Source organism: Niastella sp. sgz303648 (genome assembly GCF_059587045.1).
Genome location: NZ_JCAPSW010000003.1, coordinates 840,543 through 857,401 on the forward strand (window position 1 = coordinate 840,543; position 16,859 = coordinate 857,401).

Consider the following 16,859-nt stretch of genomic DNA (forward strand, 5'->3'; position numbering starts at 1 on the left):
TTTTCTGCAAATACCTAATTGATTTTCCCCCCTGTATTTGTGTCTGCTTTCTGCTTTCCGGAAACTACCGGCATACTACTTCCCATTATCTTTTCCTGCTCGCCACCTGCCATTTTTTACTTGTTATTTACTACTTCCCCCACCTACTGTTTTAAATACTAACTACGCTGTTTTTAATAGCATACAAAACCAAACCTACTCTGCTTTTTACATTTAGTTTTTCAAATAACGCGTCGCGATAGCCATCGATGGTGCGAACGCTCAGATACATTTTTTCGGCAATTTCCTTGTAGGTCATTTCGGTGCAGGCGAGTTTCAGAAATTCGATTTCGCGATCGTTGAGCGAGATCAGGTTTTTGAGCAGATGCTCCGGTTCATCTAACTGGTTTACAGCATGTATCAGTTTGCCGGTGATCAGTTCGGAGTAATAAAATCCTTTACGCATGAGCGAATCCAGGGCGTGGCGAAATTCGAGGGGATCTATATCTTTCAGGATATAACCTTTGGCGCCGTTTTTCATCATACGGATAATGGAATTTTCATTATCGTACATAGATAAAGCCAGGATCTTAATGCCGGGATAATTTCGCTTAAGCCACAGGGCTGTTTCGTAACCATCCATTTCCGGCATATTGATATCAAGTAGTACAATATCCGGTAAGTACCTGGGTTGTAGTTGTTTAATAAAATCTTTACCGTTATTGGCTTCGAACAGAACGGCATAAGTTTCGAGCCCCCGGATAAGATTTGCAAGTCCATTGCGCAGCAGCACGTGGTCATCTACAATTGCCACGCTTGCATTAGTCTTTAGCATACGTGTAAGGGTTTAATATGAGGAAAAGGGTAAGGAAAGAGTTACTGTAGTTCCTTTTCGGGGGATACTGGTAAGTTTAAATTCTGCGCCGACTAATTGGGCCCGGTTCTGCATATTCCGAAGCCCTAATCCAAAATTAAGATTTTCATTTATATAAAACGATAAATCGAACCCTTTTCCATTGTCCGTTATAGTTATTTTTAGCGCACCGGGCAAGAAATTGATCAGAGTTAAGACTTCTGTTGCTTCTGCATGTTTTATGATGTTATTGAATACTTCCTGAATAATGCGAAACAGGATTAGTTCTTTTTGGGCATCGAGTTTTACCGGTGTTCCGTCGGTTTCAAACCGTGTGCTGATTCCGGCGCTTTTGCCAACCATATCTAATTCATATTCAATAGAACGCAACAATCCCATTTCGGTTATGAACGAGGTATTGAGCCCTTTTGCCAAACTGCGCAAATCGTGAATGGCCTTGCCCATCAGCTCTTTGGAATCGGTTATTTTTTGCTGTAACGATTCGGGCTTGTTTAGGTCCATTGTACCCAGGTTCAGCTTTACCAGGCTCAGCACCTGCCCGATATTATCGTGAATTTCCTGCGAAATCATATGCAGGGTTTGTTCCTGAATTTCGAGCTGGGATTGAAGAAGGGTTTGCTGGAATTGGGCTTGAAGGAATTGTTTTTCGGTTTTATGTTTTTGCTGTCTTCTTTGATATACGAATACATAGTTCACGATAAAGCTTGCAAATACAGCAAATGTTATAGTTCCAATGAGTATCAGATAAAATATATCGTCATTCACATTCTTCATGGAAGAGATGGCTTTATGGTTTGTTGCTAATGGCTATCGCATATAAGTTGATGGTATAGAAGAAATAGTTCGACCAAACGCTTATGTAAAAAAGGGGCTTTGTTAAATCGGGATAGTTTTTAACAATTCTGTCGTAAAAACTAAACCATAAAATAGAGCTGCCGGCAAAAAGAATTACCCCGCAATTGATGCAAAACATCGTGTGTTTAAACAGGTTAATCACCTCTTCACTTAACAGCGTATTGAAATAGATCAATGAAAACAGAATAAGAACAATAAACTCGTACGACAGAAAATTTGAATTATACGTCCATAGCGGTTGAAAAAACCGGATATTGATCCATGCGTATATGGGCGTAATAATCATCATTGCCTTAATAATTTTTTGCAGCGTTTTATTTTTTATGGCATAGTGATACAGTAATAAAAAAAGCATTAACTGAACCGGATTAAAAAAGTGGTAAGCGGGTGAATTATTTTGATACTGCCTGGCCAGGTAAAACTCTGCAATGTTTTCGCTTACTAATGTTATAATTAAAATGAGTAAAAGAATCTTACCAGCCACATCTAATTTTTTAAAACGTAACAGGCCGGTAAAAACAGCAAGGCTTATAATGCCTATATATACCAGAAAAAGAAAATTCATGAAAAGCCGGATGTTGTAAACGCACCCGGCTTTAAATTACTTATTAAATTTCAATCGTGGGGCAATAGGTGGGGCAGGGCTTGAAATTGTCGTATATTTCATCTTCGCCGGTAGCAGTCAGATTAAATATATTGTTATCGTTTTCATCAGTTCCCAGTAAAACGAGGGTTAGGGCAGGCACTCCACCATCGAGTTTTATTCCAAAGTATGCCCTCATACCTTCGCAACCGGTTTGTCCCAATATGTTGTACAACGCTTTTTTATCAAGCACAAAGCTGTTTGGCAGGAATTGCAAAGCAGGTACAATGTCTTTATAGGCTTTAAATTTTTCGTGCATGCTGTGACCATCACTTCTTAAAATTTTTGTTTTGGGTGTTGCAAGCGATCTGAACTTGATAGTGGTTGTAAACTCCATACAATACGTTTTAGAAATTTTATAATAAAATGTACCGGTTAAATATATTACCGGTAGCTGCTGTGTTTACGAACCCTAACCACGCTGACGCATAACTTATTGATAATTGCCTCTAAAAAGGTGAAAACACCCTAAAAAACGGTGAAAACACCTGCCTAAACATTCCGGTTATTCGAAAAAATTATAGGTTAAAACAGGGTTTTACAGGTAAGATTTTCACCTAAATTTTGAGTTGACAGAAATATTTATCTATTTACCATTAATCAATAATTATGTCGAACACAGCATTAACGTTTGAAGAAGTTAACAATCATTTTGAACAGGCTGATTTATCGCCTTTTAAAGAAGATGGGAAACAACGTTTTACCACTCAGGCGGCTACAGCGCCGGCAGATGTTTTACAAAAGGTTTGCGCCATTTACAAAATAGTAAAGCCCTTTTTGGTGCTGGTGTCTAACATTCCGGTTATACCGGCAAAGTGGCGCGATGCGATTAAAACTTTTATGAACGTATTGGATGGCGTTTGTACTGCATAGTTTATGCAGCAGCAAGTGTAACAAAGTCAACGGGCGGGTAATCAGGTACCTGCCCTTCTTATTCCCCAATCCACAACTTCTTATACTCCTCTTTCCATTCACGTTTCCAGCGGCGATGGCTCCATAACCACATATCGGGTTGACTGCGGATCACATTTTCGAGGTAGCGGGCATAACGGAGGGTAAGTTCACCTCTTTCAACATTGGCGGGCTGTTCTTCAGCAATGGTAAATACAACTTTATAATAACCGCGGCGGGGTTTTTCGATGTTGGCAAATACAACGGGTATGTTAGAGGCGCGGGCCCCCGTTTCGGGGCCGGTTACAAAAGGAGTAGGCTTTCCAAAAAAATTAAGCCAAAATGATTTTTCAGGATTAGCAGGCGCCTGATCGGCTACCAATCCTATGCAGTATTGCCGGTTACGCCAGGGAAGCATAGCCTTTCGCATATCAGTGGCCGGTAATAATACCGAGCCCGATTTGGAGCGAAGCTTCCTGAACAATCTATCGAATAGCTGATTTTTAATTGGCATGTACACACCCAGAAAAATATAAGACATTTCTTTGGCCCCGGCCAGATTAGCCCATTCCCAGTTGAAAGTATGGCCAAGGTGGATCTGGCAACTGCGCCCTGTTTTATACATATCATTCAACACCTCCCAATTGCCGCTTACCCGCTTACAGATATACGCATCACTGGCAGAAACCATTTTTAAGGTTTCAATAAAGGAATCTATAAAATTATGGTAGAATTTTTTGGCTATTGCGGTTCGCTCAGCCGGTGTTTTTTCGGGAAAAACAATCTGCAGGTTATCCAACACTACTTTACGCCGGTATTTCAGTATGTGATAAACCAATACATAAAAACCATCCGACAAAATATATAATACACGCAGTGGTAATAACGAAACCAGATATAATAAGCCGTAAACAATATAGTACATGGGAGGGCAAAGATAATGCTAAGTTCGGAGTTGTTGCAGTTGTCTGTTACCAGTTACCGGACACCTGGCAACCGGAACCCGGTAACCGGAAACTGGTAACTGGTATTTATCCATTCACCCAATTCTTCTCTTCCTGTTCAATATGTTTTAATTCAACCTTTACCTTAAACTTATTGCGCAGGTGGCGGGCCAGAGCATCGGCTGCATACACACTGCGGTGTTGCCCGCCGGTACAGCCAAAACTTACGGTCAGGCTTTCGAAGCCCCGCCGGATATAATCTTCAACAGATATATCTACGATGTCAAAAACACTATTCAAAAACTCCGACATGCGGGTTTGCTGTTCCAAAAAGTCTTTTACGCCTTTATCGCGACCGGTTTGGGATTTGAACTGTTCTATCCTGCCCGGATTTAAGATACCGCGGCAATCGAATACATAACCTCCGCCATTGCCAGATGGGTCGTTTGGAATGCCCTTTTTAAAGGAGAAGCTGTGAATGCGTACCACCAATGGGGTTTCTTCATCGGCTATCAATGGCGTAAACCGGTCGATGATTTCATCACTTACACAGGTTTGTAAAACCTTATTGAATTCAGGCACTGCAATGCCCATACTTTGATCGTTAATAAAAGAGCGCAGGTTTTTTAATGCCTGGGGAATACTGGTCAAAAACTGGGCTTTACGCTCAAATAATCCACGAAACCCGTAAGCGCCCAAAACCTGTAACAGCCTGATGAGCACATAGCCGTTGTACTGGCTTTTGAACAGGTCGCGGTTAACCTGCTCATTGATAATTTGTTCAAATGAATCGATATAATCGTTGAGCAAATTTTCCTTCCAGTCGTCGGGTAAATTGGCGCGCGCCTGCCAAATCATACTGGCCACATCGTATTGGGGGGCGCCCTGCATGCCGCCCTGGTAGTCGATAAAATAAACCGAGTTATCGGGCGAAACCAGAATATTGCGGCTTTGAAAATCGCGGAACATAAAGTATTTATATTCCGTATGGGTAAGATAATTGCTCAGCGCTTCAAAGTCGTCGATCAGTTTTTGCTTATCGTAAGGCTTGCGCAAAGCATCGAGAAAATAGTATTTAAAATACAGCAGATCGGCCATAATGGCCTGTTTGCCAAACTCCTGGTTGGTAAGGCAACGGGTGTAATCGAGATTTATATGGCCTTTTATCTGCAACTGAGCCAGTTTGTGCAAACTGGTTTTGAAAAGGTTGTATATGCCGCTGGTAAAACCTTCTTCTTCGAGCCTGTTCAGTAAAGAAATATCGCCCAGGTCTTTTTGCAGATAAATCGTTTCATCGTCGCTTAAGGCATATATTTCAGGTACCGGTAACTGTTGATCAAAAAAGTGGCGGCTGAAATAAATAAAGGTTTCGTTTTCAGGTATGTTATGACCATGGGTAGCTATGAAAGTACCCTTGCTGGTATGAATACGAAAATACCGTCTGTCGGAGCCGGATTGTGGTAATACTTCAATTCGCTCACAATCCTCTCCACACCACTCAGTATATAATTTTTTAATGCCGTCGATTATTGATTGCATGGTGGATATTAGGTCAGTAAAAGTAACGTAATCTTATCAGCTTAACATGCAAAAACCGGCACGAAAATTTTCAACATTGTGGTAAGTTGATAGGTTAATGAGTTAAAAAGTTGATAAGTTTAAAAGGTAATGTGTTTGAAGGGAAGAAGGAGTAAGGAGGGCAGAAAAAGATGGGAATTATCCATTATGAGTTCGGGAAGGATTTGAGAAGTATTCGGAAAGTGTTCGGGGGATTCCCGAAGCCTTCCCGAGGCGTTCCCGAATACTTCCCGAACAATTCCCGAAGCAGGTATGGTGGTATTGACCAAACAGATATAAAGCCGGTTTTTGGGGCATTTTGGGCCTTTAAGTCATCTGTTTTAATCCTCCTCTTCCTCTTTACGCAGCTTTACAAATGCCGCCCGGTTGGGACCGGGAAAGGGAATGTTGTCGCCTTTGATGGCATGCCAAAGCACTATATTGAATTCAAGGTCAGGTACGGCATCTTCTTTTTGTAAATTGAAGGCTTCGGAACGCTGCTGCCATTTATTAGTAACTCCGTTTTTTTCGTTGAGGTTTATATTGGAGGGCAATGCTTTAAACGGCGTAAGATCGGGCGTTGACGAAAAACAGCGCCACATGGGGTTGGCGGCTGCATCATACTGGCTCATAGGGGGTACGCCAAGGATCAGCTCCATGGTGCGTAACATAGAGGATGTTGAGTACATGGCATGATCAACAAAATGCCGTTTTACAAATCCGCCGGCAACGTAAGCTGTGCTGCGATGCGCATCAACATGATCGGCGCCATTCTGGGCATCGTCTTCAATAATAAACACGGCTGTTTCTTTCCAGATAGGGCTTTTGCTCAGGTATTCGATAAACAATCCAACCGCCAGGTCGTTATCGGCCACATGTGCATAGGGGGTAGGTCGTCCTTTGCGCAACCCTTCGGTATGGTCGTTCCCAAACCTCACTGAATTGAAGTGAGGCAACTGGCCGATGGCCAGCAGCGAATCGAAATCTTTTTTCCATTGATAAAAGCGGGTTGTATCGCGGGTAGCCAGGTCCCATCCGGTATAAAAAGTACAGTAATGATCCTTCAGCACAGGAATATTGGGTTTGTAATCGTCGGCAAATTCGCCATAAGTGCGAAAGCTGACACCCGCCCTGCTGCAATGGTCCCATATAAATCCTTTTTTGTTGTTGGCGATGGCGCGATTGCCTTCGGCAGAATAGGTGCCACCACGACCGCCATAACTGGTTGGCCATGTTTTTTCGAGATAGTCGGTAGCGTAGGCGCCCATCGTCCAGTTATGGCCGTCGGCGCTTACTTCGCCGTCAACATAAAAATTATCGAGCAATACAAATTCACGCGCCAAAGCATGCTGATTGGGTGTATACTTATCACCAAACAAAACCAGTTGCTTATCACCGTTACCTTCGGTTATATCGCCCAGCACCTGATCGTAGGTACGGTTTTCTTTAATAACATAAAACACATATTTGATGGGTGAAGCATCACCGATTTTCATAGGAACCGGATTGCCGGGTTCGCCCTGTGTTTGCAATTCTTTGTCTTTGTTATATGGGGTGTTGTCGTATACCTGTTTCGAAAAATCAGCCATCTGTTTTTCAGAGGGTTCATCAATAATGCTTAACGTGCCTTTAAACAAACCGGCAATGTATTGTACGGTTGTTGGTTTTTTAGCATCGCCCTGCTGATAATTTACTTCTTCCTGCTTTTTCACCGGCTTTGGGCCATTGGGATTTGCCATAGATGAAAAGCCTTTTCCATTGGCCACATAAATTTTACGGCCGATGACTTTTACACTGGTTGGGTACCAGCCTGTTGGAATAAACCCTTTCGACGAACTGCTGCCCGGTTTGCTTACATCGAACACAGACAAACAATTGTTATCGGCATTGGCGATGTACAACGTTTTTTCGTTGGCGCTCAGGGCAAGTCCGTTTGTGGTAGAACCATTGGGTGCATCGGGGTATAAAGCGGTATTTAATGTTTCTATCACTTTACGTTGCAATATATCTATCACCGAAACAGCGTTATCATTGGCATTGGCCACAAAAAGATATTTTCCGTTTTTTGTTAAACAGATGTCGTTCGGATTATCGCCCACGGGAATGGAATCGGAAAAAGATTTTTTATCTGTATCGAACACCAGTACCTTATCGCCACCCCATAATGATATATACAGTTCTTTTTTATTGGGAGATAACAGGCATGTATATGCTTCTGCAGAAAAAGGAACCCGTTGCAGCACCTGTTTGGTGGTAAGATCAATTATATATAAGCTGTTGTTTTCATTAGTTACTACGTACAGTATTTTTTTGCTGTCGTCGATCTCCAAACCAGCCGGTGCAATTTTTTCGGGCCATTTGGCTCCGAGTTTAATGCTGTCTTTTAATACCAGTTTATTGTCGGTAATGGCATATTGTAATATCCAGTTGTCATTGCCTCCCGAGGCATAAAGAAATTTTTCATCGGCAGAAAATTTTAAACCAAACCAGCTTTTGGGTATCACCTGGCTGTGCAATACTTTTTCTTTTTTGGCATCGATCAACTGAATCGATTGCACGCTTTGGCCGTTATTGGTTACGGCGATATATTTTTTTGAAGGAGAAACTACCAGGTTTAACGGCAGATCGCCGAGGGGCAATGAGCGGCCTGTTGGCGACAAATGCCAGCCGTTTGGCAAGGTAACTTTATCGGGAAGTTGTGAGCTGTAAGGTGTTGGCTGTGCAACAGCCTTCCAGCAAATAAAAGATAAAATGATGGCGGCGGGAATTGAAATCTTAATCATGAGCTGCAGGTGAAGCGCTAAAGTTACTTCATTGAGTGGTTGTGCAACAGGTTTAATAATTATTTAATGCGATAAGGAGAAAATATGAATATCGAATATCAAATGTTGAATTTTGAATGTCGAAGTTAATATTTCAACATTCTGCATTCATTATTCGATATTGTAAATAAGAGGGTCTGAGATTTTAGGAAAACATTGCTTCAGCCTGGGCCACCGAATCGGGCTTGCCCACATCGATGAACCGTGAACCGCTGTGGTCGTAGCCTTTGATCATATGCGTAGCGGCCAGTTCGAGGTAGGTATCTACAATGGAAAATTTACCCTGTCGTTGAATAAGCGACAATAATTTTTTACTGATAACATGTATGCCGCTGAACGCTTTTGGAATGTATTCTTTTGCCTCACGGGCGATTTTTTCTTCACCGGTTTTGGTATTGCGCCAGCCGCAAAGTGTATCGTTTTCGTCGAATAAAAAATAACGTGAAGTAGTGCGATTGGTTATTGCTATGGTTGAAATAGGATTGTATTGCCGATGAAATGCAATGAGCTGGCCCAGATCGAGATCGGTGAGAATATCTACATTAATGACCACAATGTTTTGTGCAGTGAAAAGTGGTTCTGCTTTTTTGATGCCGCCACCGGTTTCAAGCACCATGTTGGTTTCGTCGCTGATGGTGATAGTACTGCCCCAACCTTTATTTTGCTTAATTGCATCGATGATCTGACCGGCAAAATGATGCACATTTACCACTACATTGGGTATGCCGTATTGCTGCAGGTATTCGATATTACGTTGTAATAAACTTTTGCCATTCACCACAGCAAGCGCTTTGGGATGTTTGTCGGTCCATGGTTTGAAACGTGTACCCAAACCGGCAGCGAAGATCATGCCCTGGAGGCCCTGCCCCTTATAAGGGGAGTTATTGAAAGAGATATTTTGAGAGTCGGTCATTTATTTTGAAAATACTGAGTAATCAATAAATCTCTCGCAAAGACGCAAAGCCGCAAAGAAATACAAAAAAATAAGACTTAGCGCCCTGGCGCCTTTGCGAGACTTATTTTAGCACGAGCTACAACACAATATTCTGCACCAGCGAACTCTTATACGGATAATCGGTATTGAAATGCAGTCCACGGCTTTCTTTGCGAAACTGGGCGCATTTCACGATCAGGTAACCCACGGTGATCATATTACGCAATTCGCCCAACTGGGGCGACAGGGCCGTAGTCTGGTACAACGCTTCTGTTTCTTCCCACAACAGATCAAGGCGTTTGGCAGCGCGTTCCAAACGAATATTTGTTCGAACAATACCCACATAATCGCTCATTACCTGCTGCAATTCTTTTAAGCTTTGGGTAATCAGGATCATTTCTTTGGGTTGTGTGGTACCTGTTGCAACCCAGTCGGGCAGCGTTAACCCGCTAAGGGTAATCGTACTGGTTTTAATTTTTTCTGCTGCGTCAATAAAACAACGATGTGCAAATACCATGGCTTCGAGCAGTGAATTACTGGCCAGGCGATTGGCGCCATGCAAACCGGTACTGGCGCATTCGCCGGCGGCATATAAATTTTTTATAGATGTTCGTCCCCATTCGTCGGTTTTTATACCGCCGCAACTATAGTGTGCGGCCGGCGCTACCGGTATCAGTTGTGTGGCAACATCAATGCCAACTGATTTACATTTTTCATAAATGTTGGGAAAATGCTCAATGAATTTATCGGTGGTGATATGCCGTACATCGAGGTATACGTGCTCGGTACCGGTGATCTTCATTTCGCTATCGATAGCGCGCGCCACAATATCACGCGGCGCAAGGTCTTTACGCGGATCGTAGCGTTCCATAAACGCCTCTCCGTTTTTGTTGCGCAGAATGCCGCCATCACCGCGCACTGCTTCGGAAATCAGGAACGATTGGCCGCGAACGCCCGGTTCGTACAATGCCGTTGGATGAAACTGGATGAACTCCATATTTTCAATACGTCCTTTGGCGCGGTACACCATGGCAACGCCATCGCCGGTGGCAATATTGGGGTTGGTGGTAGATCGATACACCTGTCCGTTACCGCCACTGCACAATACCGTTATGCCGGCCAGAATTTTTTCGATCTGGTTGGTGGCCAGGTTCAACACGTATACGCCGTAGCATTCAATATGCGGAGTAGATTTTGTAACCAGATAACCGAGGTGATGCTGGGTAAGCAGGTCAACAACAAAACAATGTTTGATGATTTCGATATTCGGATAGCGGGAGGCAGCTTCCAACAGGGCGCGCTCCATTTCCTTACCCGTAATGTCTTTATGATGCAGGATGCGGAACTCGCTGTGTCCGCCTTCTTTACCCAGTTTATAATCGCCGTCGGATTCTTTATCGAACTGAGCGCCCCATTCAATAATTTCCTGAATGCGGTCAACGCCTTCTTTTACCACAATTTCAACCACCTGCCGGTTGCACAGTCCATCCCCGGCGATGAGGGTATCGTCGATATGTTTTTCGAAGCTGTCTTTTTCAAAATCAGTAACGCCTGCAATACCGCCCTGGGCATATTTGGTATTGGTTTCATCGGCCTGACTTTTGGTGATGATCAGCACTTTTTTATCGGGAAATTTTTGAGCTGCTTTTAGCGCAAAAGTAATTCCGGCAATACCGGATCCGATAACAAGAAAATCAGTTTGCATAAATATTGGGTTCCGAAACGTCAAACGTACCTGAAAAAGATTTAGTACAGTTTGGGGTTAGTAGTTTGTGCCCGCCCGGATGACCCGGTCGGACGGTGTTTGAGGCTCATTCTTCGACTGCGCTCAGAATGACTGCGCAAATACTTCGACTACGCTCAGTATGCTCAGTATTCAATTGTATACGCAAATTTTTCCGGCGTATCCAGTAACTCGAGCAGATTGTATTTCATGGTTACTGTTTTTTTGTCGTCGGATAATTTGATCATCGGGTTATCGGTTTTTTTGGCGGCACGGGGTAATTTAATGGTGGTGGTGTACAAAATTTCCATGCCTGAACCACTCATTTGTTTTACCTGTGCCATTTCGGGCCGGTCGGTCAATGCTTTGAATTTTGCAGCATTTACTTTTTTGCTGATCAACCCGTTTTTAATGGTAACATCATAAATTCCGGCAATATCACCCATGTCGGGACCGGTGGGGGCGCCAGGCTGATCGGCCGATGCGCCACCTTTATTACCGAACATATTTTTAAAAACATTGGTTAAGCCGGCGCCGCTGCCACCCTGACCGCTCATTAACTGTTGCAGGCTGTTATAATTTTTGTACGGAAAATTCATATCCATTTTGAATACCTTTTCTTTGATATTCATCTGCAGCTTCATTTTACCGTCTTTCATCAGTTCTTTTTGTTCGGCGGTAACATCTTTAGCCGTATCTACCATGCTTTTCATTAAAATAGTGGTATCGATCACTTTGTCTAATCCCTCTTTGGTCAATTCTTCTTCACCTGCAAACGTTTGCATCATATCTATCAGCTGGCCCATATCCATTTTGGTAACATAGGTGCCGCTGCCATCGGCGTTGATCTCGATTTCTTCATTAACCTCATAGCAACCGGCAAAAAAAACGCAGAGGGCTATTGACAGAACATATTTCAGGTACTTTGTGTTCTTCATTACAAGTATTTTGGGCAAGTTAAACGTTTTCAGCCACACCCGTTTGATACCAAACCGTAAATGTTTTCGAACTGTTAGGCGGCAGCATCAGCAGCCCCATTCCATTGTTAAAACAGTCGGGCGCAGCACTAAGATTTTCAATAGCAATGCTTTTGCGGTGGGGCGGCGTATATACCTGTAAATAGGGATACCGGTTATTGGTGAAAATTGATAACCAAACACTGTTATGTGGATTGTATAATATACAGCAGGGTTTTTGTTCAACCGGTTGTAAAACAAAGCAGTTATCCATTTCGCGGTTTCCGATTACGGCCGGGTTGGCGAAGGACCCATCGGGCACCAGCTTTCCGGTAGGAATCAACCGCTGATCAAATTCTACCATAGTATCTGAACTGAATTGAAATTCATAGTCATTAATCGTTCCTCCCAACTGAAAATACGGGTGCCAGCCATCGGCCAGCGGAATAGGTTCACTATCAAGGTTCAATAAAATGGTTTCAACCTGCAGTATTTTTTGAGGTAGCAGCGTGTATCGTACTTCGCACAAATAATCGAACGGGTAACCGGCATCTTCGCGTTTGTAATGATATTTAAGAGTCACCAGCGCCATATTGTCATCGGCAAACTGATCTACGATTTTAAATTGTTTATTATACAATAATCCGTGAATGGCATTGCCGTCGTGGAATTTGGTAGTGATTTCGAAATCTTCGCCATCCATTTTGTATTTGCCATCGCGCAGCCGGCATACGAAGGGCGACAATTTGCTGCTTTTATACGATAAGGCGAGCGATTTTTCAACATCTTCCCGGTTAGAATAATTGTCAATAATATTCAGGCGTTCATTGTCAACGGGTATTTCAAATCCATGTAATAAGGCTCCATATTCAGGTAGAATTGTAATGATTGTATTTGTTGCATTATCTTGCAGCCCGACAAATGACAAACCATCCTTCGAAAAGCGGGAAACTCTAAAGCTCATATTTTCAATTTATTTGCAAAAGAATAATTTTTTAAAATTAATTCATATAACGACAGTATCATGATCAAAAAATTACAACAGGTTTTCAGAGAAAGGTTTAATAAGGAACCGCTGATTATCGGTGCGCCGGGACGGGTAAATCTCATTGGGGAGCATACAGATTACAATAACGGATTTGTTTTGCCGGGAGCTGTGGATAAAAGAATTTATGTAGCGATTGCTCCCAACAACACCACAACGATCAATGTTTTTGCCAACCAGTTTAACGAATCATCTTCTTTTTCAATAAATGATATTGAACCTCGTACAGGCTGGATGAATTACCTGCTGGGGGTTACCTACCATATTCAACAGAAAGGAAAACAAATAAGCGGGGTTGATGTGCTGATCGACGGCGATATTCCCGTAGGCGCCGGTATGAGCTCATCGGCCGCCCTGTGTTCGGCGTATGGATTTGCGCTGAACGAATTGTTTCAACTGGGTTTCAGCCGTATGGACCTGGCCTTTATAGGACAAAAAACCGAACATACATTCGTTGGTGTAAAATGCGGTATCATGGACCAGTTTGCCAGTTTGCATGGCAAGCAAGGGCATGTGATGAAGCTCGATTGCCGTAGTTTGGAATACGAATACATTCCATTCGATTTTCCGGGATATAAAATTGTGCTGGTAAACAGTATGGTGAGCCATTCGCTGGCCGGCAGCGAATACAATGTTCGCCGTCAGCAGTGTGAAGAAGGGGTAGCGATATTACAAAAACATTATCCCGGCATAGCTTCTTTGCGTGATGTTGAACCTGCGCAACTGTTGCAACATAAAGATGAATTACCTGCCATCGTATTTGACCGTTGCTCATATGTGGTATATGAAAAAGAAAGATTACTGGCAGGCTGCGAGTCGCTGAAAAAAAATGATCTCACCGCTTTTGGCAAATACATGTATGCCACGCATGAGGGATTGAGCAAAAAATATTCGGTGAGTTGTACCGAATTGGATTTTCTGGTAGAAAGAGCACAAACCATTACCGGTGTAACCGGCGCCCGCATGATGGGTGGTGGCTTTGGCGGATGCACCATTAACATCGTTCAAACAGAAGCGGTAGCCTCCTTCACCCAAAAAATTCAGGAAGCGTTTAATGGTTTATTTAAGAAAACGCCTGAAGTATATGTTACTCAAATAGAAGATGGTACTAAAGTGATTGCTTGATTGTTTGATGGTTTGATTGTTAGGCTGTTAAGTGTTTAAATTACTGATTGAAATTCAGGTTCAGAACAATCAAACAATTTAACAATCAAACCATCATTCAAACATATAAAGGTATCAGCTGCTTTTTAGTATAATTCCTGATTTTAATTTCAGGGGTAACACCGATCTGTATTTCGGTAATATTTTTTTCGGGCTGCATAAAGTTGATATTTAAAAACACTTCACGGCACTCATTGGTAACCGGTATATGATGCCCGGCCAGGCGTTCCATGATCTGAGCATGGCTGCCGGGTAATTGTTCCCATGGCCCTTCGTGCGGGAAAGTAATGGCTTTAAAAAAGTCTAACTCCTTTATCTCAAATTTTGATGACTTAAATGGCTTTCGTATGGGTATGGCAATTTCAAACGTAAACAACTCATCTGGTTCTCCACTCATATTGTGGTAGATCCAATGCAGCGGTCCGTTGATAAAACTTTTTCTGCCTGCTTCGGCGTATAGCTCGGCCATAACCTCGCCAAACTGATGCAACTGTTGTATAGTTGTTTGATGCGTACTGCATAATACCGTTAGCGGCGGATATGTTTTGATGTGCATATGTTTCTTTTTAATAAAGTGACGAATGAGTTGGATGGATTCAGACATCAGGGGATGTGAAGCCGGAGGTCTGATCACTTCCGACTTCAGATTTCAGCGTTTACTCCAGTGGCGTTTTACCCCAGGCCAGCCATTCCTGTTTGCTGGGCCCGTATATACCCGGTACGTTTAAACCTGCCATATGCATCAGCACGGTCATCTGCGCCCGGTGATGTGCCTGATGAAATAGCAATGCCCATAAAGAAAATCCATTTTTCCAGGTCATGCCGTACATGTTCCTTTCTTCTTCCAGTTTTTCGTCAGTCCAGTTGCCCATTACAGCGGCTGCCAGCTGATCGGCGTTCTTTTTATAATGCGTTACGAGCTCCTGAACCGAAGTGTAATTGACATATTCTTCTTTAATCGGCAAACCCATATGTTGCGGCATTTCGGTAAGGGTTTCAACAATATGATTAGCCAGCCGGCCGAGGGTGCGACCGCCGGGGATGGCAACCTGCAGCGATTCATCGGTGAGGTTATTGAAAATTTTAAGGGTGGCGTCGCTTTCATATTTCCACCCGTCGAGAAAGTCGTTGATAGTGCGTAACATGCTTGTTAAATTTTTAATGTGAAGCAGAAGAACAAAATAACAGGCGGGTAGTGACAACATTATGTCAGCAGGAAGTAGAAAATAGAAAATAATTATTTGATGACCAGGATGCCTGCCCGAACGTACCGTTCGGTACGGGCGGGCTTTGGTGCCGGCCAGTGGGTTTTTGACCCTACGAATTATCAAAGTATGATTAAGCAGGAATCCGGAGTAGAAAGTATTGATGGTCTTCAGTAAGTATTTAATCGCTTTGCTGCTCAACCGGCAAATAATGCTGTTTGATTTCTTCGGTCAATTCTTTCATAACTGTTACCAGCGCTTCGGGCGATTCGATAGTAACGTAATGGGTATACATGAGTAGCCAGCGGCCGAACCATTCGAGATGAGAAGTAACAAAATGCATACGCACGTATTCGCCCTCATCTTCTTCGCGTACGTACCCGTAATAATATTTTTGATTGCCGATGTAGCGGGCTGCTTTTTTTTCGAATCGCAGCACTATTTCCTTCAGGTCTGAACTGCTGATCATGGCCTGCAAATATTCCTGTAACGAAGGATGCGAATCGGCTTCAAATACTTCATCGGTTATTTGCAGTTGCTGAATGCGGCTTACCCTGAAATCGCGGTAGTTATTGCGAAGTTTACACCAGCCGATCAGATGCCATGCCTGTCCGTAATAGCATAATCCGATAGGCTCCAATTTACGTTCGGTTACCGCTTCTTCGCCTGATTGATAACGGATATAAATTACCTTTTTGTCGCCCAGCGATTTTTGCAGATCTACAAGATAGCGGCCATCTGAATCAACCGATGGCATTCGGCTTATTACGGCAATGTGATCGTCGAGCTGGTCAACATGCTCTTTATCGGTGGCGCGTAAAACCGCTTTTATTTTATACAGTGCTGCGTTGAAATGCTTTTTTACCGATGCATCGGCCAGATGTTCGGCCAATTTTGAGCCAAGCAACAGAGCCGCCGCTTCTTCCTGCGAGAACATAACAGGCGGCAGCCGATAACCTTCCATAATTGTATAACCGCTGCCTGCTTCGCCAATAACCGGCACGCCGCTTTCTTCCAATGCTTTTACATCGCGATATACTGTTCGTAAGCTGATGTTAAAGCGATCGGCCACTTCCTGCGCCGTAACCCTTTTTTTACTTTGCAGGTGAGTTAAAATAGCGTGTAGTCTGTCTATTCGATTCACGCAGTAATTGTTTATAGTTAGGCCTTTAAAGTTTTAAATGGTTTGATGGCTTGATAGTTAGATGGTTGTTGAACCCTACTATGCAGCAGGTTACCGATAATCAGGCTGCCTGAAATACGGTCA

The 16,859-nt window shown here is 43.1% G+C and carries 16 protein-coding genes; 2 read left to right on the plus strand and 14 right to left on the minus strand.

Annotated elements, in window-relative coordinates; translation table 11 throughout:
* Nucleotides 1-151: 151 nt before the first annotated feature.
* The 4 genes from AC59IL_RS12490 to AC59IL_RS12505 are packed head-to-tail and all read right to left on the minus strand — an operon-like array spanning nucleotide 152 to nucleotide 2,688.
* Complete coding sequence (locus AC59IL_RS12490; RefSeq protein ID WP_496552460.1) at nucleotides 152-814, minus strand: response regulator transcription factor; 663 nt, start codon at nucleotides 812-814, stop codon at nucleotides 152-154.
* 12 nt (nucleotides 815-826) lie between these two features.
* Nucleotides 827-1,627: a sensor histidine kinase gene (locus tag AC59IL_RS12495; protein ID WP_496552461.1), complete on the minus strand. Its 801-nt coding sequence runs from the start codon at nucleotides 1,625-1,627 to the stop codon at nucleotides 827-829.
* Between the two features lie 13 nt (nucleotides 1,628-1,640).
* Nucleotides 1,641-2,273, minus strand: coding sequence for a hypothetical protein (locus AC59IL_RS12500; RefSeq protein WP_496552462.1), 633 nt, complete (start codon nucleotides 2,271-2,273; stop codon nucleotides 1,641-1,643).
* Nucleotides 2,274-2,316: 43 nt separating this feature from the next.
* On the minus strand, nucleotides 2,317-2,688 hold the full coding sequence (locus AC59IL_RS12505) for a hypothetical protein (protein WP_496552463.1): 372 nt from the start codon (nucleotides 2,686-2,688) through the stop codon (nucleotides 2,317-2,319).
* Nucleotides 2,689-2,960: 272 nt separating this feature from the next.
* On the opposite strand from AC59IL_RS12505, the gene AC59IL_RS12510 reads away from it, so the two are divergent.
* Nucleotides 2,961-3,224, plus strand: a complete 264-nt coding sequence (locus AC59IL_RS12510) for a hypothetical protein (RefSeq protein WP_496552464.1) — start codon at nucleotides 2,961-2,963, stop codon at nucleotides 3,222-3,224.
* 58 nt (nucleotides 3,225-3,282) lie between these two features.
* On the opposite strand, the gene AC59IL_RS12515 is transcribed toward AC59IL_RS12510, so the two are convergent.
* The 7 genes from AC59IL_RS12515 to AC59IL_RS12545 all read right to left on the minus strand — a co-directional run bounded on the left by AC59IL_RS12515 (nucleotide 3,283) and on the right by AC59IL_RS12545 (nucleotide 13,142).
* Nucleotides 3,283-4,167 carry a lysophospholipid acyltransferase family protein gene (locus AC59IL_RS12515; RefSeq protein ID WP_496552465.1) on the minus strand — a complete coding sequence of 295 codons (885 nt, stop codon included), beginning with the start codon at nucleotides 4,165-4,167 and terminating at the stop codon, nucleotides 3,283-3,285.
* Between the two features lie 106 nt (nucleotides 4,168-4,273).
* A complete protein-coding gene (locus tag AC59IL_RS12520) occupies nucleotides 4,274-5,725 on the minus strand; it encodes a RapZ C-terminal domain-containing protein (protein WP_496552466.1) in 1,452 nt (483 codons plus the stop codon).
* 359 nt (nucleotides 5,726-6,084) lie between these two features.
* Nucleotides 6,085-8,526 (minus strand): bifunctional YncE family protein/alkaline phosphatase family protein, encoded by a 2,442-nt coding sequence (locus tag AC59IL_RS12525; protein ID WP_496552467.1) that lies wholly within the window; start codon nucleotides 8,524-8,526, stop codon nucleotides 6,085-6,087.
* 184 nt (nucleotides 8,527-8,710) lie between these two features.
* Entirely contained in the window at nucleotides 8,711-9,478 is a 768-nt protein-coding gene (locus AC59IL_RS12530) for a nucleotidyltransferase family protein (protein WP_496552468.1), read from the minus strand.
* 118 nt (nucleotides 9,479-9,596) lie between these two features.
* The gene (gene nadB / locus AC59IL_RS12535) at nucleotides 9,597-11,204 is read right to left on the minus strand and encodes an L-aspartate oxidase (protein WP_496552469.1); all 1,608 of its coding nucleotides are present in this window, start codon (nucleotides 11,202-11,204) and stop codon (nucleotides 9,597-9,599) included.
* A gap of 164 nt (nucleotides 11,205-11,368) precedes the next feature.
* Nucleotides 11,369-12,160, minus strand: coding sequence for a hypothetical protein (locus AC59IL_RS12540; RefSeq protein ID WP_496552470.1), 792 nt, complete (start codon nucleotides 12,158-12,160; stop codon nucleotides 11,369-11,371).
* Nucleotides 12,161-12,179: 19 nt separating this feature from the next.
* On the minus strand, nucleotides 12,180-13,142 hold the full coding sequence (locus tag AC59IL_RS12545; RefSeq protein ID WP_496552471.1) for an aldose 1-epimerase: 963 nt from the start codon (nucleotides 13,140-13,142) through the stop codon (nucleotides 12,180-12,182).
* 60 nt (nucleotides 13,143-13,202) lie between these two features.
* On the opposite strand from AC59IL_RS12545, the gene galK reads away from it, so the two are divergent.
* A complete protein-coding gene (gene galK / locus AC59IL_RS12550; RefSeq protein ID WP_496552472.1) occupies nucleotides 13,203-14,348 on the plus strand; it encodes a galactokinase in 1,146 nt (381 codons plus the stop codon).
* 97 nt (nucleotides 14,349-14,445) lie between these two features.
* Here the strand turns inward: galK and AC59IL_RS12555 are convergent, their stop codons facing one another.
* The 3 genes from AC59IL_RS12555 to AC59IL_RS12565 form a co-directional block, all read right to left on the minus strand.
* The gene (locus tag AC59IL_RS12555; protein WP_496552473.1) at nucleotides 14,446-14,943 is read right to left on the minus strand and encodes a GyrI-like domain-containing protein; all 498 of its coding nucleotides are present in this window, start codon (nucleotides 14,941-14,943) and stop codon (nucleotides 14,446-14,448) included.
* Nucleotides 14,944-15,043: 100 nt separating this feature from the next.
* Nucleotides 15,044-15,532, minus strand: coding sequence for a DinB family protein (locus tag AC59IL_RS12560; RefSeq protein ID WP_496552474.1), 489 nt, complete (start codon nucleotides 15,530-15,532; stop codon nucleotides 15,044-15,046).
* Between the two features lie 241 nt (nucleotides 15,533-15,773).
* Complete coding sequence (locus AC59IL_RS12565) at nucleotides 15,774-16,736, minus strand: helix-turn-helix transcriptional regulator (protein ID WP_496552475.1); 963 nt, start codon at nucleotides 16,734-16,736, stop codon at nucleotides 15,774-15,776.
* Nucleotides 16,737-16,859 lie beyond the last annotated feature (123 nt).